The sequence below is a fragment of the Rhodoglobus sp. G.S.23 genome (genome assembly GCF_056675935.1).
Genome location: NZ_CM155237.1, coordinates 1,596,440 through 1,620,618, shown reverse-complemented (window position 1 = coordinate 1,620,618; position 24,179 = coordinate 1,596,440). Strand labels below are relative to the sequence as shown.

Here is a 24,179-nt window from a genome sequence, read left to right as displayed (position 1 = left end):
CTAGATTCCGAGCTTGTCGGCGAAATCGCCACCCTCGAGACGGTTCTTCATGTCAACGAGGAAACGAGCTGCGTCGGCGCCATCTACGATGCGGTGATCGTAGCTGAGAGCCAAGTAGACCATCGAGCGGATGCCGATTGAGTCACCGTTAGCGTCGCTGATGACAACGGGCTTCTTCGTGACGATTCCGGTGCCGAGGATGGCGGATTGCGGGAGGAACACAATCGGAGTGTCGAAGAGTGCGCCGCGCGAACCTGTGTTGGTTAGCGTAAACGTTCCTCCAGAAAGCTCGTCGGGCGTGAGCTTGTTGTCGCGGGTTCGCTTGGCGAGATCGGCGATCTCTCCAGCGAGTCCTGCAAGGTCAAGCGATGCCGCGTCGCGGATGACCGGTGTGAGGAGCCCACGCTCGGTGTCGACAGCAATGCTGATGTTTTCCTGCGCAGGGTACACGATCGAGTTGTCTTCGATTGTCGCGTTGATAATCGGGTTCGACGTGAGTGCTTCAGCTGCCGCAAGGGCAAAGAATGGCAAGAACGAAAGCTTCGTTCCGGTCTTCTCTAGGAACTTGTCCTTGACCGAAGTGCGGAAGTTGGCCACTGCGGTGACATCGACCTCAACCACCGAGGTGAGTTGCGCGGAGGACTGCATCGAAATGACGGCACGCTCAGCGATGACCTTGCGCAAGCGAGACATCGGTACTGTCGTTCCGCGCAACGGTGAAACTTCGCGAGCAGCGGGTGCACTTGCAGCAGCCGCGGGCGCTTCTACGTTAGCGGCCTTTTCGCTTGCTTCGAGAACATCCTGCTTACGAATTCGACCACCAACACCGGTACCGGTGATTGTGCTCAAGTCAACACCACGCTCATTAGCTAGCTTGCGCACGAGGGGAGTGAGGTACCCGGCCTGCGAGTCATCAGCGTCGGAGTCATCAGCCTCGGAATCGTCAGCGTCAGAGTCATCAGTCTTAGTGTCGCTGTTGGACTCGACACTAGCTTCTGCTGCAGCGTGAGCCGGAGCTTCAGCAGCAGGCGCAGCCTCAGTAGCTGCAGCCTCAGTCGCCTGAGTTTCCTCGGCAGGAGCCTGCTCAGCGGCAGGAGCTTCCTCAGCGGGGGCTTGCTCGGAAGCCGGAGCTTCAGCGGAAGGCGCCGCAGCCGGAGTTGGCTCGGGCTCAGCCGCAGCAGGTGTCGCTTCGGGCTGTTCTTGAGCTGGTGCTTCTTGAGCTGGTGCTTCAGCAGCGGGCGCAGCTTCAGCAGCGGGCGCAGCCTCGGTAGCGGCCTCAGCAGCCGGGGCGGTCGCCTCAGCTTCAGCGGCGGCGGGTTCGGCGGCGGGAGCAGCATCAGAGCCGCCAGATCCGTCACCGATTCGTACCAGTGCAGTGCCCACTTCTACTGTTTCGTCTTCGGCGACCAGGATCTCTTCGATGACGCCGGCGACAGGAGAAGGAATCTCCGTGTCGACCTTGTCAGTTGAGACCTCGAGTAGGGGCTCATCGACCTCTACGCTATCGCCGACTTGCTTAAGCCAGCGGGTCACCGTGCCCTCGGTGACACTCTCGCCGAGTGCCGGAAGGTTAACGGATTCGCTCATCAGTACTGCTCCTTTGTGATGCTTGTCATCAATAGCTTAGTTCCGTGGTTGAGGCGGAGCCTATACCGCGTGAAGCGGTTTACCGGCCAGAGCGAGGAATGCCTCGCCGAGGGCCTCGTTTTGGGTGGGGTGTGCGTGAAGCAGCGGCGTAATGTCCTCTGGATGCGCTTCCCAGTTGACGATGAGCTGTGCTTCACCAATCAGTTCGCCTACTCGTGCACCAATCATGTGGACGCCGATGACGGGCCCGTCGACTACCCGAACTACCTTGATCGATCCAGCAGTACCGATGATGGCGCTCTTGCCGTTTCCGCCAAGGTTGTAGTCGTAAGCCTTGACGTTGTCCGCGCCGTGAAGCTCAATGGCCTTCGTTTCGCTGAGACCTATGGAGGCAACTTCAGGGTCGCTGTACGTGACCTTGGGGATGTTGAGGTCGTCGATAACGATCGGCTTGAGGCCAGCGATTTCTTCGACAACGAAGATTCCTTGCTGGAACCCGCGGTGTGCGAGCTGGAGGCCAGGAACAATGTCGCCTACGGCGTAGATGCCGGGAACGTTGGTTGCGAGTCGGTCATTGGTTAGCACGAAGCCGCGATCCATTTCGATGCCAACTTCTTCGAAGCCAAGCCCGGCAGTGGATGGTCCACGCCCGACAGCAACCAGAAGAAGCTCCGCCTCGACAGTCTCACCGTTCTCCAGCGTGACAACGACACCGTCATCGTTCTGCTCAACGCTCTTGAAGCGCACACCGGTGTGGAAGTTGATTCCGCGACGGCGGAACGCACGTTCGAACTGCTTGCTGACGGATTCGTCCTCATTGGGAACGAGGTGAGGGAGACCTTCGATGATCGTCACGTCGGCGCCCCAGCTCTTCCACACGCTAGAGAATTCGACACCGATGACGCCGCCGCCGAGAACGGCAACCTTCTTCGGAACGAAGTCGAGTTCAAGAGCCTGTTCGGAGGTGATTACTCGACCGCCGATTTCGAGACCGGGAAGCGAGCGAGAGTAGGAACCTGTGGCAAGAACTACATTCTTGCCAACTACGGTGTCTTCACCGACCTGGACGGTATTGGGCGCGACAAGCTTGCCCTCGCCCTCGATGACGGTGATTCCGCGCATCTTGATGAGTCCCTGAAGGCCCTTGTACTTGCTGGCAACGATGTCCTGGCGGTACTTCGTTACCCCCGCGATGTCAATGCCTTCAAGGGTGGTGTTTACGCCGTACTTAGCCGCTTCCCGAGTAACGTCAGCAACTTCTGCCGAGTGGAGAAGCGCCTTCGTCGGAATGCAGCCGACGTGGAGACACGTGCCGCCGAGCTTGCCCTTCTCGATCAAGCCAACGGTCATGCCCAGTTCGGAGGCGCGCAACGCGGCTGCGTAGCCACCGCTTCCTCCACCAAGAACGACAAGGTCAAAATTGTGCTCAGCCAATACAGCAGCTCCTCTGTAAGGAAATTTGTTCGACGGTACGCAGAGTGTGTTCACGGTGCGACCGGATGGTGCGGAAAGTACCCGCGTAAAAACCTTACTACGGTCGAGAAAATTCCTCGGCCAGTTCGATGAGCGTTCTTACACCGATTCCGGTTGCGCCCTTGCCGATGTAACCCCAGCCAGTGGCGCGATTATCGGAAGGCCCGGCAATATCGATGTGCGCCCACGGGATAGTTTCGGTGCTGTCAGCGCGCTTGCCAACGAAGTCCTTAAGGAAAGCGGCAGCGATCAGCATGCCTCCCGCCGAGTTCCCCGCCTTTATGTTGGCGATGTCCGCAATGTCCGAGGCAAGCATCGGGCGCAGTTCTGGGCTGATCGGCATTGGCCAGAAAGGCTCTCCGACTCGATCAGCAACCGCAACTACCTGACTTACGAGTTCCTTGTCGCCCATTGTCCCCGCATAGCGATTTCCGAGGGCGACAACCGCCGCGCCGGTGAGCGTCGCGATATCGACAATGGCATCGGGGTTCTCTTCGCTGGCGGCGACGAGGCCATCGGCCATGACCAGGCGGCCCTCAGCATCCGTGTTGAGGACTTCAACGGTCTTACCGCCGCGAATGGTCAGTACATCGTTGGGGCGGATAGCGGTGCCAGATGGCATGTTTTCCGCAAGGCAGAGCCACGCAGTAAGGCGAACCTTGGTGCCGAGTTTCGCGCACGCTTCGACTACAGCCATGACGGTTGCTGCGCCACTCATGTCGAACTTCATGCCGATCATGCCGAGTCCTGGTTTGAGTGATAGCCCGCCGGAATCAAACGTGATTCCTTTACCAACCAGTGCAAGGTGCTTGGTGGCGCCTGCCGGGTTGTAGCTGAGCTTCACCAGTCGGGGTCCGCGGCTCGATCCTTGACCTACACCGAGGATGCCGCCATATCCGCCATCTTCGAGTTCTTTCTCGGCAAGGATTTCTACCTCGATATTATCGAGATCGGCCAGCGCACTTGCGCGTTCAGCGAAGGTAGCGGGGTAGAGCTCACCGGGAGCTTGATTGACAAGGTCGCGGGTCACGTGGGTGGCATGGGCGATGATGAGCGCGCGCTCTACTAACGCAGGGTCGTCTGCCGGGCTTACTACCGTGATCGTGGCGGCAAGGCTCTTTGCGGCATCGGGTGCAGTTGACCGGTAGACGTCGTAGGAGTATGCGCCGATCGCTGCGCCTTCTAGGGCCGCGAGCGTGTCCTCAGATGATTCGATACCTAAGGCGAGAGAAATGTGCGCAGCACCCTTCAACTGGCGAGCAGCGGAGCCAGCGGCGTAGCGCACAACCTCGGCGGTAACTTCCTTGTCTCCGAGGCCGATGAAGGCAACTGCTGGTGCTGAGATTCCGGAAGCGGGGATGCGGTAAAGCTCATCCTGAGCGCCAGTCGCGCCGATGATCTTCAGCGCGTCAGCAAAAGGCGCAAGCGCGGCAGAACTGTCGACCAATTGCGGTCCAGATTCCGTCTTTACCACCCCAATTACGAGTACATCGGATTCAATTTCAGAGGCGGGCGCGGTGGACAAATGCAAAGTAGCAACGGTCATACCCTCATGATATCCAGCATCCGGCTGCGTGTTCGCTAGCAGCTTGATGTTGTGGGCCGTAATCCTCAGGATGCAGGCGCCCACGCGATTAGAGTTGAATCATGCGAGATCCGGCAGGCCTATACGACATCGTCACCGATGTTGCTGCAGTGCCCCGCGGCCTCCCACTGGTAGCGGGTCTTACGGGCTTTGCTGATGCTGGCGGGGCTGTCAGTCAGCTCAGCCAATACCTACTCGATACGCTCGAACGCACGGTGGTTGCATCATTCGACAATGACACCCTTCTTGACTACCGGGCGCGACGACCGACGATCTATTTCGATCAAGACCACTTGAGTGATTACCGTCCGGCCAAGCTTGAGCTGTATCTCGCCAAGGACGAGCTAGGGCAACCCTTCTTGTTGCTTACGGGGTACGAACCAGATTTTCAGTGGGAACGATTCTCGGCTGCAGTCCTCCGCCTTGTTGAGAAATTCGACGTAGCGTCAACCACTTGGGTTCACGCTATTCCCATGCCGGTTCCGCACACGAGAGGTATCGGCGTTACCGTCAGCGGCAATCGCACTGAGCTGATTGACGCACTTTCCGTCTGGAAGCCTCACACGCAGGTCCCGGCAAACGCCATGCACCTCATTGAGTTCCGCTTGCAAGAGCTCGGGCATCCGACCGCAGGTTTCGTCTTACTCATTCCGCACTACTTGGCCGATACCGAATGGCCGACCGCCGCTGTTACCGCGCTAGAAAGCGTGAGCGCGGCGACTGGCTTGATTTTTCCCACCGATCGACTGCGTGAAGATGGCCGGGAATTTTTGGCCAAGATCGATAGCCAAGTCGAGAGCAATCAAGAACTCGCGCGCCTCGTCGGCACTTTAGAAGAGCGTCACGACAATTACATGGAAGAAAATCCGATGCGGTCGCCACTGACCGATGAGGATGGCGAATTGCCGTCGGCCGATGAAATCGCCGCAGAACTGCAAAAGTTCCTCGCCATCAAGCGCGCGGGCGATGACAATAGCAACCCGGGACTCCCTCTTTAGCTCTGGTGTGTAACCGCCCAAAAGCGTGGCATACTAGAAGTAAGACCCGTTCTTGTTCTGGGACTTTGTGCAGTGCACAAAAGGTTCAGATACTTGACATGGGTCTTAGTACTGCCCGAAAACCTCGGAAAGGTGTTCACATGGCGACCCGAACCAAGACTGCGGAGTCCGTAACCGCATCGAAGAAGGCTCCTGCTAAGACAGCAGCGAGCACGAAAGCCGCCGCAGCGGCCGACGAGGCGACCACATCTGTTGATGGCGTGGAGACTGCCGCCAAGAAGCCAGCAACCAAGAAGGCGACGACGACGAAGTCGGCCGCCGGATCGGCAACGGCAAAGAAGGCTGCAGCAGTGAAAAAGCCAGCCACAGCTAAGGCGCCGGCCAAGGCGAAAGCCCCGGCCAAGGCCCGTAAAGCTGCCGCTTCGACCGTCGAAATTGTTGAGGCTGATGGTAACGAGGAGCCGAAAGACGACGACCAAGAAGAGAAGTCGACGAGCAAAGACGAAGCGCTGCCCACTGGTGCGCTCGTACTCTCGCTCGTTGATGATGAAGATGACGTTCCGGTTTACTCGGCTGCGATCACCGGAGCAACTGCTGACCCCGTCAAGGACTACCTGAAGCAGATCGGTAAAGTTGCTCTGCTCAACGCGGCTCAAGAAGTTGAGCTCGCGATGCGTATCGAAGCGGGACTTTTCGCTGAAGACAAGCTCGCTGCGATGACTCCAGCCGAAGTTCGTTCGACTCTTGGTCGCGAACTTCAGTGGGTTGCCAAAGACGGTCAACGCGCTAAGAGCCACTTGCTTGGAGCCAACCTTCGACTGGTTGTCTCGCTCGCCAAGCGTTATACGGGCCGAGGAATGCAGTTCCTTGACCTCATTCAAGAGGGAAACCTCGGTCTTATCCGTGCTGTTGAGAAGTTCGACTACACCAAGGGCTTCAAGTTCTCGACCTATGCAACGTGGTGGATTCGCCAGGCGATTACCCGGGCGATGGCCGATCAGGCTCGCACGATCCGCATCCCCGTGCACATGGTTGAAGTCATCAACAAGCTTGCCCGCGTTCAGCGCCAGATGCTCCAGGACTTGGGTCGCGAGCCCACTCCGGAAGAGCTTTCGCGCGAACTCGATATGACCCCTGAGAAGGTTGTCGAAGTTCAGAAGTACGGGCGTGAGCCAATTTCGCTCCACACGCCGCTTGGTGAAGACGGCGATAGCGAGTTCGGTGACCTCATCGAGGACACCGAGGCCGTAGTTCCTGCGGATGCCGTTGGATTCACCATGTTGCAGAAGCAACTGGAGAGCCTGCTTGATTCACTTTCCGAGCGCGAAGCTGGAGTAATCCGCATGCGCTTTGGACTCGGCGATGGAATGCCGAAGACTCTCGACCAGATCGGTGACACGTTCGGTGTTACGCGCGAGCGCATCCGACAGATTGAATCCAAGACGATGGCCAAGCTGCGCCACCCGTCACGTTCGCAGTCCCTACGCGACTACCTCGAATAGGCCAACAATGGGTTCTGAAGCGAATGCGGGAAAGAGTCTCACCGTCGAGGTAGATGGAGTTGTTTACGAGCGACTTCCCATCAAGACTCGCTTGGTGGTTCATAATGACGACATAGTTCAGGTTGTCACGGAGTACGCGACAGACGTCGTGCGCGATGGCGACATTCTTTTCGTGACGGAGAAGATCGTCGGAATCACGCAGGGCCGCGCGTACCCAATCTCTGAGGTTGTACCGCGCAAACTTGCGACGACGCTCTCGAAATACGTCACCAAGACCTCTCATGGCATTGGCCTTGGCATGCCCGAAACGATGGAAATGGCGCTTCGGGAGTGTGGAACGCCCCGGATTCTTTTTGCTGCAGCGGTCGCCGCCGTCACGAAGGCTTTTGGCCGCCGTGGTGATTTCTACCGGATTGCTGGTCCGAAGGCTCGCGCCATCGATGGCCCGACAAAGAACACCATCCCGCCGTACGATTCCCACGTCGTGCTCGGCCCGGCTCGGCCCAATGGCGTCGCGAACGATATTGCTCAGGCTCTCGGCGGTTCGATCACGGTGGCAGTCGTCGATATCAACGACTTCGGTGGCAACGTTCTCGGCTCAACAGACAAGAGCACGAACGCGTTAGTACTGCACGTTCTCAAAGATAATCCGCTCGGGCAAGACCACCAGAGCACGCCACTTGGTGTCATCCGTCGCGCTGCAGTTTAGATTCCGGCTGCCGGCGTAACTGCCTCGAACTGTGGCAGCTGCCGAACAAGGTGTGCAACTAGAAGTCGATTACTTCGCGGAACTTGGGCAACAAACCTGTCTTGATTCCGGTCAGGCTCGGTTTCATCTGAAACACGCCAGTGTTGTAATTGCCTTCGATAATTGCCGGACCTGTGGTCGAAATTGCGATGTCCCATCCGACATACGGTATCTGCGGAATGATGCGAGAGACCGTGTCGAGGGTACTCAGTACCTCGTCGTAGAGGGGAACTTTGAACCCGACGATTGGGGTTCCTGTTTGTGGATGAGTAACGAAAGTATTCGCGTACTTATCGAAGGCGCCATAGGGGGCGATGCCAGTTTTTTCGTCGAGAACGGTATACATGCCGCCTCGGCCATAGTTATCGACGTCGGCGCCGTTGCCCATGCGCAGTACCGCCTCAAGGACATGCACATCGGTTCCATCGAAGAAAGTGATCATGCGCAGCGAGTTGACGCTAGTAGGACACAGCGCTGACATACCAGGGTGTTGCTCGATGAACGCTTCCACCAGAAACTGGCGATTGTTCATGAGCTCGCGGTACAAAGCAGGAGCATCAGCTAGTTCTTGACCGGAATGTTTCGCGATTCCGGCACCGCTCATGCTGTCGACCACTTTGACCATGATGGGGTCATGGGAACCGACAAATTCGACAAACTCAGACTCCGTGGCGGTTCTGAGATCTAGCCAATCACGACCAAGCCATTCGTTGAACGTTGTGTTGAACGTTGGTTTGTCGTAGAAGCGTTGTCGAAAGTCACGCTGGTTATATTTGACGACGATCGAGTTTGCATTCCCGCTCGTGATCCACGTGCGTCGTTCGGCGCGACTGAGCACGTTAAATTCGAATTCCTCATAGTCGAGGTAACCCGCTTGATAAACGAGCGAGCACCACACCATGTCGAGCAAAATTTGGATGACCGGAGTGCGGTCGCGCGCGCTAATGGCCCGCGCAACCGCCAACATATTCGAAACGTCCAAAGACTTCAGACGCGACACATAATGCCGGATGCGCTTCACAGTTCTCCTACGAAGGTCACACCGACACGGGTGCCGGTTACGAGCTAGCTAGCGGGCGAAACTAAACGGTGCGTCCAGAGGCCAGACGGCTCGACTCGTCGATCCACCCAAGAGCGGTAGGGAAGAGCTTCTCCTTGAATTTTGCGCCGTGGTGAGCGCAGAAGAGGAGATCGCCACTGGCGAGAGTCGCGCGAATGTATGCCTGCGCGCCACAACTGTCACAGCGATCGAGCGCCGTGAGGGTGTAGTCCATCTCATCGACTGTGGTGTCTTCTGTTGCAATGTTCGACATGGCCTACTCCTTCTTGCTTGCGGTTGTTAATCCGTACGCCTATACAAGCATGCGGACCTGCGGATTGTTCCTATATCGAGGGCATTTCGCTCAGCGCGTATCAGAATCAGTCCATGGCGGTCTCAGTGCGCGATGGGTGTTGATGGGCAGCAATGTCGTGCGGAGAACGTAGTCTTAACGCTGGTCTTCCGTCGTCAAACCCTAGGAGCACATCATGGCGAGCTCTGACTATTCAGCCCGTCACCTTTCAGTACTTGAGGGGCTCGAAGCTGTACGCAAACGTCCCGGTATGTACATCGGTTCCACTGACTCCCGCGGGCTTATGCACTGCCTATGGGAAGTCATCGACAACTCAGTCGACGAGGCGCTCGACGGGCACGGTTCAGAAATCAGCGTGATTCTGCACGCTGACGAGAGCGTTGAAGTGCGAGACCAAGCACGGGGCATCCCCGTCGATATCGAACCTAAGACCGGGCTCTCAGGGGTCGAAGTAGTTTTCACAAAGCTGCACGCCGGAGGCAAGTTTGGTTCGGGCTCGTATGCGGCATCCGGTGGTCTTCACGGTGTCGGCGCCTCGGTCGTCAACGCTCTGTCTGAACGACTCGACGTTGAGGTCGACCGCGACGGCAAGACCTGGGCAATGTCATTCCATCGTGGCGAGCCAGGAACATTCGCGGACACGGGCGCACCTACGCCAGACGCACCATTCACTCCTTTCGTTTCCGGCAGTGAACTTCGCATCGTTGGCAAGGTGCCCAAGGCACGCACCGGTACCCGTGTTCGTTACTGGGCTGACCGCCAGATTTTCACCAAGGGCGCAACATTTCAGTCTGACGGATTGATCGATCGACTTCGCCAAACCGCGTTCCTCGTGCCCAACCTCACGTTGAATGTCACGGACGAGCGCGGTGACGAGCCCCGCCACGAGAGCTTCGCGTTTGAAGGCGGAATCTCAGAGTTCGTTGAACATCTCGCCGTTGATCCGCCCATTACCGACACGTGGCGGCTCACTGGCTCAGGCGGCTTCACTGAGAGCGTGCCCGTCTTGCAGCCAAACGGTCACATGGTTTCTACCGAGGTCTCCCGAGACTGCGTCGTGGATGTCGCTCTCCGTTGGGGCACGGGGTACGACACTGTGGTCAAGAGCTTCGTCAACATCATTGCTACCCCCAAGGGCGGAACGCACCTCGCAGGTTTTGAGCAGAGCTTGCTCAAGTTCTTGCGGGCCGAGACAGAAAAAAATTCACGACGACTGAAGCTGGGCAACGACAAGCTCGACAAAGACGACGTACTTGCTGGTCTGACGGTTGTATTGACAGTGCGATTGCCAGAGCCTCAGTTCGAAGGGCAAACTAAGGAGATCTTGGGAACCCCGGCGGTACGCGCAATCGTCGCGAAGGTTGTTGCCACCGCTCTGGCTGAAAAGTTCTCATCGACGAAGCGCGACGACAAGGCTCAGTCCTCGTTGGTGCTCGACAAGGTCGTTGCTGAAATGAAGTCGCGCATTTCCGCGCGTGCCCATAAAGAGACTCAACGCCGAAAAAATGCGCTCGAGAGCTCGAGCTTGCCGGCGAAACTTGTGGACTGCCGCTCGAGCGATGTTGCCAATAGCGAACTATTTATCGTCGAGGGTGACTCGGCACTTGGCACGGCGAAGCTCGGCCGTGACAGTGAATACCAAGCGTTGCTACCCATCAGAGGCAAGATCCTCAACGTTCAAAAAGCATCGATTAGCGACATGTTGTCGAATGCAGAGTGCGCGTCGATCATTCAAGTTATTGGTGCTGGCTCCGGGCGAAGCTTTGATCTTTCAACAGCCCGCTACGGCAAGGTCATCATCATGGCCGATGCAGATGTCGACGGTGCCCACATTCGTACCTTGCTCCTCACTCTCTTCTTCCGCTACATGCCTGACATGATTCGTGACGGCCGGGTCTACGCCGCGGTCCCACCACTTCACCGGGTAGTCGTGATCAATCCAGGGTCGAAGCCCAATGAGACGATCTACACGTACTCCGAAAAGGAACTCAACGGCGTCTTGGCTGGCCTCAAAAAGTCGGGCAAGCGCTACCAAGATCCCATCCAGCGCTACAAGGGTCTGGGTGAGATGGATGCCGATCAGCTAGCGACGACGACCATGGATCGCAATAACCGGGTGCTGCGTCGCGTGAACATCTCGGATGCCGAACAAGCCGGAACCGTGTTCGAGCTGCTCATGGGCAATGAGGTTGCTCCGCGCAAGGAGTTCATCATCCAGGGTCAGGGTCTCGACCGCGACCGGATCGACATCTAGCGACGGAAGGGCCGCCGCCTACACAGCCGACTGCCCAGCTAGGGAGTCGTTCCAATCGAGCCAATTACGCCGTCAAGAGGTGCCCCTGAGGCATCGCGTTTCACTAGCTCTGTTGGGAGGTGACGTACGACCCCATCGGGCGCTACGGCGGTTGCAGGAGCCGCTCCGACCCATCCAAGGGTGAGCACGTCTTCGCCCTTGAGGAGTGAGTGTGCGCGCACCCCGCCTGTTCCTCGTCCTTTGGCCGGGAACTGGTCGAATTCGCTTACCTTAGCGCGGCCAGGGTCGGTGCCGGCAATCGTTGCGCTCGAACCGGAAACGGTCACGGCTACAGGGGTGGTGCTTGGGTCGATGGAATCGAAGAAGATCACGGCGGCGCTGGACTCCACGCGGATTCCGGCCATTCCTCCAGCCGTGAGTCCTTGGGGGCGCACTGATGACGCCGCAAAGTGAAGCAATTGTGCATTTGAGGTGATGAATGTGAGTTCATCACCGTCTTTGCTGTGTCCCGCTCCGACCAGTTCGTCGCCATCTTTCAGAGCGATGATCTCGAAGTCAGGTTTCGATGGCCACGCGCCGGGGGTGACCCGCTTTACCGTGCCGAGTCGAGTTCCCAACGCGATCGGCTGATCGCTCTCGAGCGAGACGAGAGCCAATACTTTCTCTTTGCCGTCGATTGCTAAGTATTCGTTGATCTTGGATCCGGCTCCCAGCTGCACCGAGCTTGATGGAACGTTCGGCAGTTCCATCGCCGTGAATCGAATGAGGCGGCCACGGCTTGTGATTGCGCCGACTTCGGTGCGGCTTGTTGTTGTAACGCGCGAGCGAATCGCATCATGCTGTGATCGACGGGGAGTGGCAAGGACGGTTTCACCCTCGGGTATACCAACGCGGATGACGCGGCCCGTTGTTGACAGCAGAATGACGCACGGCTCGTCCGCTATTTCGAGCACCGGCAAGTTCTTGCGGGCGGCGGAGCGTGAGGTTGTTGCGATCGATGCGGGAGCTTCGGTGAGTAGCGTGCGTCGCGGTGTACCAAATTTCTCAGCGACTTCTTCGAGTTCGTCTGAGACGAGTGCGCGAATCAGTTTTTCGTCTGCCAGTAGGGCTTCAAGGCGCGCAATCTCGGCACGCAACTTGTCGGCCTCTGCCTCGAGTTCGATCCGGCTGAACTTCGTGAGTCGTCGCAAGCGCAGCTCAAGAATGTATTCAGCCTGCAGTTCGCTCAGATCGAAGACATCGCGCAGGCGCGTTCGCGCTTGATCGCTGTCATCACTCTGGCGAATGACTTGAATCACTTCATCGATGTCGACGATCGCGACGAGCAGTCCCTCGACCAGGTGCAAGCGCTCACGGTGCTTGGTTAGACGAAAATTGCTGCGCCGCGTAACCACTTGGAGGCGGTGCTTGAGAAAAACTTCAAGCAGCGCTTTGAGGCCCAAAGTTTGTGGGCGACCGTCAACGAGGGTGACGGCGTTGATGCTGAAGTTGTCTTCTAGGGGAGTGAGGCGATAGAGCTGTTCGAGGACAGCATCCGGGCTGAAGCCCGTTTTGATTCCGATGACAAGGCGAAGACCATGATTTCGGTCAGTGAGGTCGGTAACGTCAGAGATGCCGACGATCTTTTTTGCGTTGACGCCGTCTTTGATCTTTTCGATCACACGCTCGGGGCCAACGAGGTAGGGGAGTTCGGTGACGACGAGCCCCATTTTGCGGGCTGTGATGGATTCGACAGAAACTTTCGCTCGTGTCTTGAACGCTCCTCGGCCGTTCGCGTACGCATCCTTTACACCGGCGAGTCCGATGATTTTTCCCCCGGTCGGCAAGTCTGGACCGGGTACGAACTGCATGAGTTCTTCGAGCGAAGCGTCGGGATTTGACAGCAGGTGGCGTGCGGCTCCCACGACCTCGATGAGGTTGTGCGGTGCCATGTTCGTTGCCATGCCGACAGCGATTCCGCTGGCGCCGTTGACGAGCAGATTGGGGAATGCCGCAGGCAAAACTTCTGGCTGAGTTGTGGAGTTGTCGTAGTTCGGCACGAAGTCGACGACGTCTTCGTCGAGGTTGTCGGTCATTGCGATCGCGGAGGCCTGCAAGCGTGCCTCGGTGTAACGCGGGGCAGCGGGACCATCATCGAGCGAGCCAAAGTTACCGTGGCCGTCAATGAGCGGAACGCGAAGAATAAAGCTTTGGGTCAGTCGAACCATCGCGTCGTAGATTGACGCGTCACCGTGAGGGTGGAGTTTTCCCATGACGTCGCCAACGACGCGGGAGGACTTGACGTGACCCTTTTCGGGGCGCAGCCCCATCTCGCTCATCTGGTACAAAATGCGGCGTTGTACGGGCTTGAGGCCGTCGCGGGCATCGGGAAGAGCGCGCGAATAAATCACGGAGTACGCGTACTCCAAGAAGGACCCCTGCATTTCAGTGGTTACATCGATATCTTCGATGCGTTCGCCGGCAGGGGAGTCTGGGGTGGGTTTTGTGGGAGTAGCCATAGGATTGCCCTAATGTTACCGGCGCTTAACCCAGACTCAGCGAACCTCACCGATGTGTTGTCAAGTTCATTCCAGGCAATCGAAGGTGAGGCTAATCGCTTAAGCTTGCCATCCGTCCGGCACGCGGTAGTTGTGCTCGTCGATGGCCTTGGCGCTCAGAGCTTGAAGGCCCGCGCCGGCCACGCGCGCACTCTCAGTTCTGCGTTCTCAAAAACTTCGGTGATTCAATCAGGATTTCCCACCACAACGGCAGCAGCGCTAGCGAGCCTGACGACTGGCGCTCGAGCTGGCCAGCATGGGTTGGTCGGCTATAGCGCTCTCGATACCGTCAATGACCGGGTGGTCAATCAGCTTTCTGGTTGGGATGCTCGGCTCGACCCTGCCGTATGGCAGCGTGTTCCGACTCTCTTCGAACGCGCTAGCGAGCGCGGACACACGGCAGTGGCGGTTGGGGCGGCTCGCTATCGCGACTCTGGGTTCACTCGAGCCGTACTGCGTGGAGCGAAATACGTCGCGGCAGGTTCTTTAGCTGACCGATTGCGCGCGGCCGTGGCAGTTGCCGGCTCGAGTGATGCGGCATCCCTCACCTACGTTTATGCTCCAGAACTTGACATGGCCGGTCACGCTAACGGTTGGCAGTCACCGCAATGGACTCACGCGCTGGAAGCTCTCGATGGGGCTCTCGCCGGTGTTGTTGGGCAGCTTGCTGATGATCAGGGAATGCTCGTTACCGCCGATCACGGCATGGTGGATGTTCCTGCCCACGCTCATGTGCTCTTCGACACTTCGCCAGAGCTCCTTGCTGGCGTGCGTCACGTTGCCGGAGAACCTCGCTGTTTGCAGCTTCATTATGAACCGTCATTGACGACGGATGAACGCACCGAGGTCTTCGATCGTTGGTACGCGGCTGAGAGTCATCGTTCGTGGGTCGTTAGCCGTGATGACGCAATAGCTGCTGGCTGGTTCGGCGATGTCGCCCCTGCAGTCGCAGCGCGTATTGGCGACATCATCGTTGCGGCACGCAAGGCAATCGCGTACTACGACTCACGAATTCCGAATGATCACGGTCGACTCATGGTTGGTCAGCATGGATCGTGGACAGACGATGAGCTGCGCGTTCCGCTCGTGCGTTTCGGCGCGTTTGCCCATTAGCGGGTTGCGCTGGATCTAGCGGTTTAGGCAGGGTCGTCGTCTGGCTTCGTACCGAAGACGATGTCATCCCAGCTGGGCATTGCTACACGTCGCCTGCGCGACTTAGTGGTCGGTTGGGGCGCAGTTGCCTGAGGCGGGGCAGGAGCATCATGACGCTGTTCAACAACCGGTGGATCGAGAAGGCGCATTGATGCTTCGGGGGCTGCCGCGGGCGAGTCATCCTCGTCAGAAGCATCGAAGCTCGCAGGCTCTCGCTCACCGCGGCGTCTGCGCAGCGCATCAAGAAGATCAGCCGTTTGATTACCAACCCCAGCTTCGGCGGTGCGATCACGCATGACTGGGAGTTCAGCTGGCCGAACGGGCGTTGGTTCGTCATCGAGACCGTTCATGTCAAACGCCCCGCTGTCGAAGCGAGCGGCATCCGCTGCACTGTCTACGGGCGCAACGGCACGGAGTCGAGGGATAAGGGCGCCAGTGGACTCTCCTTGCTGCGACAAGGTCTTAGCTTCGTTGTTGAGGGGAGCTAGTGATTGACGTTTCGGATCAAATTGCCAGCGAGCGTCGTGGTCAATCTCGCTCGCGGTAAAAGCTAGTTTGACGATCCACCCGGTTTCGGGATCTTTCCAGCTTGCCCAACGCTCATCTGTGGCACGGAGCTCGAGGAGGCGATCGCGAATAGCGGATCCGAAAGTGCGCGAGGAGGTGAGAGTGTCAGTCTCGCCAGCAACGTGCACGGGAATTCCCAGCGCGGATTCAATAACAAACTCACGCTCGGCCATGACTGGACCTTCGAAACGAAGAATGTATTCCAAATCGGCACCGGTGACACTCGCGACGTCTTGCGCAGACATTCCGGCACGGATGTGCGCCTGGATTTCACGGGGCGCAATTTTGGGGCTAGCGCTGGCTTGACCGCGACTCTGGCGGAGGCGTGACTGCAGCACGCTATCTACCGCGAGGCGGTACTGCGTTCCATCAGTGCCTGAAACGATCAGTGCACCGTCTTGTACTTCGACTACCCGAAGGTCTTCCATAGTGAACTTCTCCAGCCCTGACGATTCTGCTTCAGGATCGCATGAAGTTGCCCGAAAACGTGGGAATAACACGCCTCGGATAACAGTTGTCTCAGGCGCTGCACCGTGATGCAGATTCGGCGGTTTGCATTTCGGCTCGCTTTCATGGAGACTGTGCCCGCCGATTCCGGTGATTCAACGTAAAACAGAAGTGGATGGGCATGGCCACCGACTACGACGCACCTCGTAAGACCGACGACGACTCCGAGTCGATCGAAGCTCTTAAAGAGCGTGTTCCTGACAAGATGTCGGGCTCGGTTGACGTCGACGATTCAGATAACCCTGCGAACTTTGAACTCGCTGGGGCAGACCTTTCTGATCTCGACCTCGACGTGGTTGTTCTGCCTCCTCAGGCGGACGAATTCACTTGCGTGAGTTGCTTCCTTGTGAAGCACCGCTCGCAGGTAGACCACACCACCAAGCTCGGCGCTATCTGCTTGGAGTGCGCAGCCTAGACTGCGCAATTGCTTCAGCAAGCAACTCGGGAGTGCGACTCGACAACAACCAATATGGTGTCGGGTCGCCCTCATCGTTGACTTCGAGTTTCGCTACGGGAGAAACCCAGCCCCGAATCATTAGCCACGCACGAGCGTCGAGTCGCTGACCTCGTTCGAGAGTCGCCTCAGCCCCGTGGAATGTCGTCACCGCGCCAATGATTGAAATTGGCAGCCGTGCTTTTCCGGCGCGAAGTTCAGTCTCATCAACTTCAATCGTTGGTGCCGATGCCACGAGAAATAAGACGATTCCCCCATACAACACCGCTGCGGTGATGTAGCCGGCAAGAATGTTGATGGGCATAAAGACCAAGATGCTTGCGGGAATGATGAGTGCGGTGCTGACATATAGCCAAGCAGTTGGCCACAAACGTTCACGATAGATAGTCACTCATCCATTACACACTGCTTTTCTTGATGGCGTTTCGGGCTGGCTGGCGTTCTGCACTAGCCTCGACTCGTGATTGACAACGTAGAGGTGCTCATCTCCGGTGGGCAAACTCCCACCTATGCACATCCCGGTGATGCCGGAGCTGACCTGTATTCGGCAGGAAGCTACTCCCTACCTCCCGGCCACCGCGACACCGTCGCTACCGGAGTTTCGCTCGCGCTTCCCGATGGATACGTTGCTTTTGTTGTGCCACGAAGTGGTTTGGCGGCACGCAGCGGAATCACTATTGTGAACAGCCCGGGCACCGTAGATGCCGGATATCGTGGAGAAATTCGCGTTACCTTGCTTAATACGGATACAGCATCCACATTCGAGATCGAGCCGGGGGATAGAATCGCGCAATTGATCGTTATGCCGGTGTCCCGTGCTCGCTTCATCCCGGTATCGACACTTCCCGGCAGTCATCGCGGTGAGTCGGGCTTTGGCTCGACCGGATTCCGTGCAGATTCAACCCAACAAGGAGCCACTTCGTGAGCGACAACACCGAATCTCTTGAACCTCAAGACCAGCCAAAGTCAGCGCCAGAGAATCGTGCAAGCGAGGGTCCGCTTGACGAGAGCGAAGCCAATGCAGTGCGACCCTATGTAGATCTCGGTGGCGTGAAAATTCTGCCTCGCCAAGAACTGCACTTGCGCCTTGAAGTTGAGGAAGCCAGCAAGCGTGTTGTTGCGGTCGGACTGGACTATTCGGGTTCCACACTTCAAATTCAGCCGTTCGCTGCTCCGCGATCAAGCGGGCTGTGGCACGAAATTCGCCAGCAGATTATTGATCAGGTGCACACCCAGGGCGGGACGACGAAGGTTTCGGAAGGCCCATTTGGGCCTGAAGTGTTTGCAGAGATTCCGGTTGCCGGGGCACAGTCTGGTGAGAAGCGAATCGCTCGCTTTGTTGGCGTTGACGGTCCGCGTTGGTTCCTGCGTGGCGTGATCGCTGGTGAGGCTCTCACTAATGCGGATGCCGCGACAAAGATCGAAGACCTGTTCCGTTCCATCGTCGTCGTTCGGGGCAATACGCCAATGCCGCCGCGGGACCTGATTCCGCTGCACATGCCAGCAACGGGAGAGAAGGAAGCTCAGGCGTGAGTTCTTCCGACCTGCCGTCTGGAGCGCCGGAGGATCCTTCCTCGGCGGACCCTTCGTCGGCCGAACCGTCGTCGGCCGAACCGTCGGTGCGTGATGCTCTCGCGGCTGCCGCACGCCGATCCGCGGTTGGGCATGTGGCTCCTGGTGAGACGCCTACGGGTGGCGCATTGCTCGCCGCCATGGGGGGAATTCGAGGACTCGTCGAGTCGATTCTTCCCGGGCTGAGTTTTCTGGTTATTTTCACTCTCACTCAACAGTTGGTCATCTCGGTTGCTGCCCCGGTGATCGTGGCTTTGGGGTTCGTTGCGGTTCGCTTGATCACGCGCACTCCTGTGTCGTCAGCCCTTGTCGGCGTTGTCGGAGTAGCGCTGTCAGCGGGACTGGCGCTTATTACCGGGCGAGCCGAAGACAATTTCGTCCTCGGCTTCATCATTAACGTGGTATTCCTTGTCGCCATCATCGTCAGCATCATCGTTCGTCGACCTCTCGTCGGATTGATTGCGATGCTCTTGGTTCCTTCTGCTGCTGACTGGCGTGAGGACAAAGCGAAGTTTCGCGTTGCGTCCATCGCTACCGTCATGTGGGCGGGATTATTCGCACTTCGACTCGGCGTCGAGTTGCCGCTCTATTTCGCCGAAGAGACTCAGGCTTTGGCCACGATGAAGCTTCTCTTGGGCGTACCGCTGTATGCGGGAGTGTTGTGGGTTACATGGTTGCTCATGCGCACGGCCTACGGACGAACGGCATCCGACTAGTTCGTGTTTTTCGTCGTGGCGATCTCGCCCGAGGTTCGCGATGGTGTATATTTATCTCGACGTCAAGATACTTTTGGCCGCAATCGTAGTCTTGTTGCTGCGATTCAGCCTTAGGCTTGCCTTGCTGGATGCAGCGCACGCTCCGCGCAAGGATTGATGAACCGTAGCAAGGGAGATGACAGTGTCGACAGTCAATAGTTTTGGGTCGAAAGACACACTCACAGTCGGGTCAACCGACTACGAAGTGTTTCGCATCGACAAAGTAGCGGGATACGAAAAGCTTCCCTTTAGCCTGAAGGTTCTGCTCGAGAACCTGTTGCGCACGGAAGACGGAAAGAACGTCACCGAAGCGCACATTACGTCGCTGAGCTCCTGGGTTCCCAGTGCAGAGCCCGACACCGAGATTCAGTTCACTCCAGCACGCGTCGTCATGCAGGACTTCACTGGAGTTCCCTGCATCGTTGACCTCGCTACGATGCGCGAAGCTGTCGCCGAGCTCGGTGGAGACCCCACCAAGGTCAATCCGCTCGCGCCAGCAGAGCTCGTCATTGACCACTCCGTGATTGCGGACCTGTTCGGTTCTGAGAACGCGCTGGAGCGCAACGTTGAACTTGAGTACGAGCGCAACGGTGAGCGTTACCAGTTCCTTCGGTGGGGACAAACGGCTTTCGACGACTTCAAGGTAGTTCCTCCCGGAACGGGAATCGTTCACCAGGTGAACATTGAGCACCTCGCTCGAGTCACCTACACGCGCGAGGTGGACGGCAAGACGCGCGCCTTCCCCGACACTCTTGTCGGAACCGACTCGCACACCACAATGGTCAATGGCCTCGGTGTTCTCGGATGGGGAGTCGGCGGAATCGAAGCCGAAGCAGCGATGCTCGGCCAGCCGGTTTCCATGCTCATCCCCAAGGTTGTTGGATTCAAGCTCAAGGGTTCGATCCCGGCCGGCGTCACCGCAACTGACGTTGTTCTCACGATCACGCAGATGCTGCGCCAGCACGGCGTCGTCGGCAAGTTCGTCGAGTTCTATGGTGAGGGCGTTGGCGCAGTTCCGCTCGCGAACCGCGCAACTATCGGAAACATGAGCCCTGAGTTCGGTTCGACCGCCGCGATGTTCCCCATCGATGACGTGACTCTTGACTACCTGCGTCTTACCGGTCGCAGCGAAGAGCAGGTTGACCTTGTGGAGGCGTACTCGAAGCTGCAGTCGCTGTGGCACGACCCCAGCGTTGAGCCAAACTACAGCGAGTATCTCGAACTTGACCTCGCTACCGTTGTGCCTTCGATCGCCGGGCCGAAGCGTCCTCAGGACCGTGTCGAGCTCACGAATGCGAAGAACCAGTTCGAAATCGACCTCAACAACTACGCGTCGAGAGATCACTCCAAGGTTGATGCCGCGGTTGAGGGTACGTTCCCGGCATCCGACCCGATTGGTCTCACGCCGCAGGATGAGGACTCGGCTCACGAGCGCTCGCACACTCACGCTAGCCATGCGCCGTACACTGCTTCCTCGCCCACTTCCGTGAGTGTTGATGGGGGAGACCCGTTCACCCTTGATCACGGTGCTGTCGCAATCGCGGCTATCACCTCGTGCACGAACACCTCGAACCCATCGGTCATGCTTGCTGCCGGCCTTCTGGCTCGGAATGCTGCCGCCAAGGGCTTGAAGTCGAAGCCGTGGGTCAAAACCACTCTTGCACCAGGCTCCAAAGTAGTCACTGACTACTACGCAAAGTCTGGACTTGACGTTTCTCTCGAGGCTTTGGGTTTCTACACCGTCGGCTATGGCTGCACAACGTGTATCGGAAACTCGGGACCGCTGGAAGATGAAATCTCTGCCGCGATCAACGAGAACGATCTCGCGGTCACTGCGGTGCTCTCTGGTAACCGCAACTTCGAGGGCCGTATCAACCCCGATGTGAAGATGAACTATCTCGCTAGCCCGCCCCTGGTCATTGCATACGCGCTTGCCGGATCGATGAACTTCGACTTCGACAGCGATGCTCTCGGTCAAGATCAGGATGGCAATGATGTCTTCTTGAAGGACATTTGGCCCGATGCATCTGAAGTTCAGGCCACGATCGACTCGTCGATCGACCGAGACATGTTCATCCACGAATACGCGGGTGTCTTCGACGGCGACGAGCGTTGGCAGAACTTGCCAACGCCAACCGGATCCACTTTCGAGTGGGATGACGAGTCGACCTACGTTCGCAAGCCTCCGTACTTCGAAGGCATGACGATGGAGATCACTCCGGTCAGCTCGATCACGGGTGCACGTGTCCTCGCAAAGCTTGGCGACTCGGTCACCACCGACCACATCAGCCCCGCTGGTTCGATCAAGGGCGACAGCCCGGCCGGACAATACCTGGCTGAGCACGGCATTGATCGCAAGGACTTCAACTCCTACGGATCGCGTCGCGGAAACCACGAGGTAATGATTCGTGGAACGTTCGCGAACATCCGCCTCAAGAACCAGCTTCTCGATGGCGTCGAGGGTGGCTACACCCGTGACTTCACCACGCCGGATGCTGCGCAGTCGTTCATCTACGATGCGGCTCAAAACTATGCAGCCCAGGACACTCCGCTCGTCGTTCTTGGTGGCAAGGAATACGGCTCTGGTTCCTCACGCGACTGGGCGGCTAAGGGCACGAGCTTGCTCGGCGTCAAGGCTGTCATCTGCGAGAGCTTCGAGCGCATTCACCGCTCGAACCTCATCGGAATGGGTGTTCTTCCGCTCCAGTTCCCTGAGGGACAATCCTGGGAATCGTTGGGTCTTGACGGCACTGAGAGCATCAGCATCTCGGGAGTCGAAGAGCTCAATGACGACCGCATTCCGGGCACCCTGCACGTTGTAGCGGAGCCGACTGCGCACTCTCCAGAGGGCAAGACGACGGTGGAGTTCGACGCGAAACTGCGCATCGATACTCCTGGTGAGGCTGACTACTACCGAAATGGCGGCATTCTTCAGTACGTTTTGCGTTCGCTGGTCTAGCTCGAACTAGCTGCTCAAGGCGCGTGGCCGAAAGTATTTACTTTCGCCACGCGCCTTCTGCGTTCCCCGGCGGAAAATCCCGGTACCGCAGAACCCCGTGCGTAATCCTTCACGGTCAGCTGAAGGAGCCTAGACTGAAGGAATGAACTTACTCGAGGGAATCAATGGTCCCCGAGATCTTGACGGTCTCTCTACTGCCCAGCTTGTCGAGTTAGCGCAAGAGATCCGTGAGTTTCTGATTCAGAATGTTTCGCAAACCGGTGGGCATTTGGGGCCAAATCTCGGAGTGGTCGAGCTCACAACCGCTATTCATCGTGTCTTTGATTCGCCGCGGGATTCCATTGTGTTCGATACGGGGCACCAGAGTTATGTTCACAAGATTCTGACGGGACGCAAAGACTTTACGAAGCTGCGCACTGAGGGCGGCCTAGCGGGGTATCCGCAGCGTTCAGAGTCAGAGCACGACATTGTTGAGAGTTCTCACGCCTCAAGTTCACTCTCGTGGGCCGATGGAATTTCACGAGCGTTCGAGATGACAGGGCAGAGCGATCGCCACGTTGTCGCTGTCGTTGGTGACGGCGCGCTCACAGGCGGAATGACGTGGGAAGCGCTCAATAACATCAGCGACGACAACAGTCGCAACCTCATTATCGTAGTGAACGATAACGGTCGTTCATACGCGCCGACCATCGGCGGAATGGCTCATTTCCTCAACAGCGTACGGACTCGTCGTTCGTACCGCTCCCTGTACAGCTCAAGCCAGCGCTTCTTCGGCGCTTTTGGCGGTCCAGGCCGTGCCCTATATCGCGGTATTCGCGGGGGGACGCACGGCTTCCTCTCTCGTTTCAGCAACAACGAGGCTCTGTATTCGAATCTTGACATCAAGTATCTTGGCCCGGTTCATGGCCACGATATTGCGGCCCTCACTGAAGTTCTCGAACAGGCCAAGTCATACGGTGCGCCGGTCATTGTTCACGCGATCACCGAGAAGGGCCGTGGCTACGAGCCAGCACTGCTCGACGTTGCGGATCAATTTCATGCCGTGGGTCAGATTGATCCAGCAACAGGCGAGCCGGTTCAGTCCGGGGGAGCAGCATCGTGGACCTCGGTGTTCTCAGAAGAAATCGTCGCGCTTGCTGACGAGAACCCTCGACTCGTTGGTATCACTGCGGCGATGTTGCGGCCAACAGGGCTCCATCTATTTGCGGAAAAGTATCCAGAACGTGTTCACGATGTTGGCATCGCCGAGCAGCACGCTGTCACTTCGGCCGCTGGGCTTGCCTTTGGCGGTCTGCACCCGGTAGTGGCGCTGTACGCGACGTTTATGAACCGTGCCTTCGATCAGGTACTGATGGATGTCGCGTTGCACCGAGCTGGCGTCACGTTCGTGCTCGACCGTGCAGGGGTCACTGGTCCCGATGGTGCTAGTCACCACGGTATGTGGGACCTTGCTCTGCTCCAGGTTGTCCCGCACATCCGCATTGCGGCCCCTCGCGACGCTGAGCGCCTGCGTGAAGAGCTCGGAGAAGCCGTCGCGGTTGATGATGGTCCCACGGTCATCCGTTTCGCTAAAGGCACTGTGGGAACCTCCTACGATGCGGTTCGCCGAACGGACGACGGCGTGGATGTTCTCCGCGAGGATGAGCAACACGATGTGCTCATTGTCACCGTTGGCTCAATGGCAAAGACCGGACTCCAGGTCGCTGAGCTTCTCGCGGCGCAGGGAATCGGCGCAACCGTAATTGACCCGCGATGGGTAGTTCCCGTAGCGCAGAGCGTGATCGATTTCTCGGCTCAATACCGAATTGTGATCACGATTGAAGATGGAGTTCGTGTAGGCGGAATCGGTACCCGGATTCGTCAGGATATGCGGGCTCAGGGCGTAGATACTGCGGTGAATGAGTTGGGACTCCCTGCCGAGTTCTTGGATCACGGCAGCCGCGACTACGTTCTTGATCAGGTCGGGCTTACTCCTCAACACATCGCGCGCGACGTGGTAGCGCAAGTCCTCGGAAGCAAAATTCCTATTGCTCGACCGCTGAGTGATACCGATTCGCAGGCTGTTACGCTTCCCGCCGAACGAAGCTAGATTTCCCGGATTATTCTCCGTGACGTCAACGAGATAGTTCTCTTCGACACTTTCTGCGTGCTCCAATGAGCCCCTCGGCTTTTAACAG

The 24,179-nt window shown here is 57.8% G+C and carries 19 protein-coding genes; 11 read left to right on the top strand and 8 right to left on the bottom strand.

Features of this window, described 5'->3' with window-relative positions; translation table 11 throughout:
• The 3 genes from sucB to AC1ENN_RS07775 form a co-directional block, all read right to left on the bottom strand.
• Complete coding sequence (gene sucB, locus AC1ENN_RS07785) at positions 1–1,587, bottom strand: 2-oxoglutarate dehydrogenase, E2 component, dihydrolipoamide succinyltransferase (protein ID WP_480405770.1); 1,587 nt, start codon at positions 1,585–1,587, stop codon at positions 1–3.
• 60 nt (positions 1,588–1,647) lie between these two features.
• On the bottom strand, positions 1,648–3,021 hold the full coding sequence (gene lpdA, locus AC1ENN_RS07780) for a dihydrolipoyl dehydrogenase (protein ID WP_480390816.1): 1,374 nt from the start codon (positions 3,019–3,021) through the stop codon (positions 1,648–1,650).
• 97 nt (positions 3,022–3,118) lie between these two features.
• Positions 3,119–4,606: a leucyl aminopeptidase gene (locus AC1ENN_RS07775; protein ID WP_449646785.1), complete on the bottom strand. Its 1,488-nt coding sequence runs from the start codon at positions 4,604–4,606 to the stop codon at positions 3,119–3,121.
• A gap of 101 nt (positions 4,607–4,707) precedes the next feature.
• Here AC1ENN_RS07775 and AC1ENN_RS07770 point away from each other — a divergent pair, with 101 nt between their 5' ends.
• From AC1ENN_RS07770 to AC1ENN_RS07760, 3 genes are all read left to right on the top strand, one after another.
• Positions 4,708–5,643, top strand: coding sequence for a proteasome assembly chaperone family protein (locus AC1ENN_RS07770; protein WP_449646784.1), 936 nt, complete (start codon positions 4,708–4,710; stop codon positions 5,641–5,643).
• A gap of 140 nt (positions 5,644–5,783) precedes the next feature.
• Positions 5,784–7,145 carry an RNA polymerase sigma factor gene (locus tag AC1ENN_RS07765; RefSeq protein ID WP_480405769.1) on the top strand — a complete coding sequence of 454 codons (1,362 nt, stop codon included), beginning with the start codon at positions 5,784–5,786 and terminating at the stop codon, positions 7,143–7,145.
• A gap of 7 nt (positions 7,146–7,152) precedes the next feature.
• Positions 7,153–7,854 (top strand): coenzyme F420-0:L-glutamate ligase, encoded by a 702-nt coding sequence (locus AC1ENN_RS07760; RefSeq protein WP_449646782.1) that lies wholly within the window; start codon positions 7,153–7,155, stop codon positions 7,852–7,854.
• Positions 7,855–7,912: 58 nt separating this feature from the next.
• On the opposite strand, the gene AC1ENN_RS07755 is transcribed toward AC1ENN_RS07760, so the two are convergent.
• Both AC1ENN_RS07755 and AC1ENN_RS07750 read right to left on the bottom strand, forming a co-directional pair.
• On the bottom strand, positions 7,913–8,914 hold the full coding sequence (locus AC1ENN_RS07755) for a sugar-transfer associated ATP-grasp domain-containing protein (protein ID WP_449646781.1): 1,002 nt from the start codon (positions 8,912–8,914) through the stop codon (positions 7,913–7,915).
• A gap of 61 nt (positions 8,915–8,975) precedes the next feature.
• Positions 8,976–9,206 carry a DUF7455 domain-containing protein gene (locus AC1ENN_RS07750; protein ID WP_449646780.1) on the bottom strand — a complete coding sequence of 77 codons (231 nt, stop codon included), beginning with the start codon at positions 9,204–9,206 and terminating at the stop codon, positions 8,976–8,978.
• A 214-nt stretch (positions 9,207–9,420) separates the two neighbouring features.
• Here AC1ENN_RS07750 and AC1ENN_RS07745 point away from each other — a divergent pair, with 214 nt between their 5' ends.
• Complete coding sequence (locus tag AC1ENN_RS07745; RefSeq protein ID WP_449646779.1) at positions 9,421–11,499, top strand: DNA gyrase/topoisomerase IV subunit B; 2,079 nt, start codon at positions 9,421–9,423, stop codon at positions 11,497–11,499.
• Positions 11,500–11,537: 38 nt separating this feature from the next.
• On the opposite strand, the gene AC1ENN_RS07740 is transcribed toward AC1ENN_RS07745, so the two are convergent.
• A complete protein-coding gene (locus tag AC1ENN_RS07740; RefSeq protein WP_480405768.1) occupies positions 11,538–13,997 on the bottom strand; it encodes a DNA gyrase/topoisomerase IV subunit A in 2,460 nt (819 codons plus the stop codon).
• 12 nt (positions 13,998–14,009) lie between these two features.
• On the opposite strand from AC1ENN_RS07740, the gene AC1ENN_RS07735 reads away from it, so the two are divergent.
• Complete coding sequence (locus tag AC1ENN_RS07735; RefSeq protein ID WP_480405767.1) at positions 14,010–15,149, top strand: alkaline phosphatase family protein; 1,140 nt, start codon at positions 14,010–14,012, stop codon at positions 15,147–15,149.
• 23 nt (positions 15,150–15,172) lie between these two features.
• Here the strand turns inward: AC1ENN_RS07735 and sepH are convergent, their stop codons facing one another.
• A complete protein-coding gene (sepH, locus tag AC1ENN_RS07730; RefSeq protein WP_449646776.1) occupies positions 15,173–16,183 on the bottom strand; it encodes a septation protein SepH in 1,011 nt (336 codons plus the stop codon).
• 200 nt (positions 16,184–16,383) lie between these two features.
• Between sepH and AC1ENN_RS07725 the strand changes: the two genes are divergently transcribed.
• Entirely contained in the window at positions 16,384–16,677 is a 294-nt protein-coding gene (locus AC1ENN_RS07725; protein ID WP_100389298.1) for a DUF4193 domain-containing protein, read from the top strand.
• On the opposite strand, the gene AC1ENN_RS07720 is transcribed toward AC1ENN_RS07725, so the two are convergent.
• Positions 16,652–17,107 carry a DUF3093 domain-containing protein gene (locus AC1ENN_RS07720; RefSeq protein ID WP_449646775.1) on the bottom strand — a complete coding sequence of 152 codons (456 nt, stop codon included), beginning with the start codon at positions 17,105–17,107 and terminating at the stop codon, positions 16,652–16,654. The two genes, AC1ENN_RS07725 and AC1ENN_RS07720, sit on opposite strands and share 26 nt — an antisense overlap.
• 69 nt (positions 17,108–17,176) lie before the next feature.
• On the opposite strand from AC1ENN_RS07720, the gene dut reads away from it, so the two are divergent.
• From dut to dxs, 5 genes are all read left to right on the top strand, one after another.
• On the top strand, positions 17,177–17,641 hold the full coding sequence (gene dut / locus AC1ENN_RS07715) for a dUTP diphosphatase (RefSeq protein WP_449646774.1): 465 nt from the start codon (positions 17,177–17,179) through the stop codon (positions 17,639–17,641).
• Positions 17,638–18,249 (top strand): DUF3710 domain-containing protein, encoded by a 612-nt coding sequence (locus AC1ENN_RS07710; protein ID WP_449646773.1) that lies wholly within the window; start codon positions 17,638–17,640, stop codon positions 18,247–18,249. Before dut ends, AC1ENN_RS07710 begins: the two co-directional genes overlap by 4 nt.
• A complete protein-coding gene (locus tag AC1ENN_RS07705) occupies positions 18,246–19,004 on the top strand; it encodes a DUF3159 domain-containing protein (protein ID WP_480405766.1) in 759 nt (252 codons plus the stop codon). Before AC1ENN_RS07710 ends, AC1ENN_RS07705 begins: the two co-directional genes overlap by 4 nt.
• Positions 19,005–19,185: 181 nt before the next feature.
• Positions 19,186–22,002 carry an aconitate hydratase AcnA gene (acnA, locus tag AC1ENN_RS07700; RefSeq protein ID WP_480405765.1) on the top strand — a complete coding sequence of 939 codons (2,817 nt, stop codon included), beginning with the start codon at positions 19,186–19,188 and terminating at the stop codon, positions 22,000–22,002.
• A gap of 142 nt (positions 22,003–22,144) precedes the next feature.
• Positions 22,145–24,091 (top strand): 1-deoxy-D-xylulose-5-phosphate synthase, encoded by a 1,947-nt coding sequence (gene dxs / locus AC1ENN_RS07695; RefSeq protein ID WP_449646770.1) that lies wholly within the window; start codon positions 22,145–22,147, stop codon positions 24,089–24,091.
• Positions 24,092–24,179 lie beyond the last annotated feature (88 nt).

Bases quoted from the DNA above. Each gene is read 5' to 3' on its own strand.
- AC1ENN_RS07750 (WP_449646780.1), bottom strand. From the start codon at position 9,206: ATGTCGAACATTGCAACAGAAGACACCACAGTCGATGAGATGGACTAC.
- sucB (WP_480405770.1), bottom strand. From the start codon at position 1,587: ATGAGCGAATCCGTTAACCTTCCGGCACTCGGCGAGAGTGTCACCGAG.
- AC1ENN_RS07770 (WP_449646784.1), top strand. From the start codon at position 4,708: ATGCGAGATCCGGCAGGCCTATACGACATCGTCACCGATGTTGCTGCA.
- AC1ENN_RS07775 (WP_449646785.1), bottom strand. From the start codon at position 4,606: ATGACCGTTGCTACTTTGCATTTGTCCACCGCGCCCGCCTCTGAAATT.
- AC1ENN_RS07740 (WP_480405768.1), bottom strand. From the start codon at position 13,997: ATGGCTACTCCCACAAAACCCACCCCAGACTCCCCTGCCGGCGAACGC.
- AC1ENN_RS07765 (WP_480405769.1), top strand. From the start codon at position 5,784: ATGGCGACCCGAACCAAGACTGCGGAGTCCGTAACCGCATCGAAGAAG.
- AC1ENN_RS07745 (WP_449646779.1), top strand. From the start codon at position 9,421: ATGGCGAGCTCTGACTATTCAGCCCGTCACCTTTCAGTACTTGAGGGG.
- AC1ENN_RS07735 (WP_480405767.1), top strand. From the start codon at position 14,010: ATGTTACCGGCGCTTAACCCAGACTCAGCGAACCTCACCGATGTGTTG.
- sepH (WP_449646776.1), bottom strand. From the start codon at position 16,183: ATGGAAGACCTTCGGGTAGTCGAAGTACAAGACGGTGCACTGATCGTT.
- dxs (WP_449646770.1), top strand. From the start codon at position 22,145: ATGAACTTACTCGAGGGAATCAATGGTCCCCGAGATCTTGACGGTCTC.
- AC1ENN_RS07760 (WP_449646782.1), top strand. From the start codon at position 7,153: ATGGGTTCTGAAGCGAATGCGGGAAAGAGTCTCACCGTCGAGGTAGAT.
- AC1ENN_RS07725 (WP_100389298.1), top strand. From the start codon at position 16,384: ATGGCCACCGACTACGACGCACCTCGTAAGACCGACGACGACTCCGAG.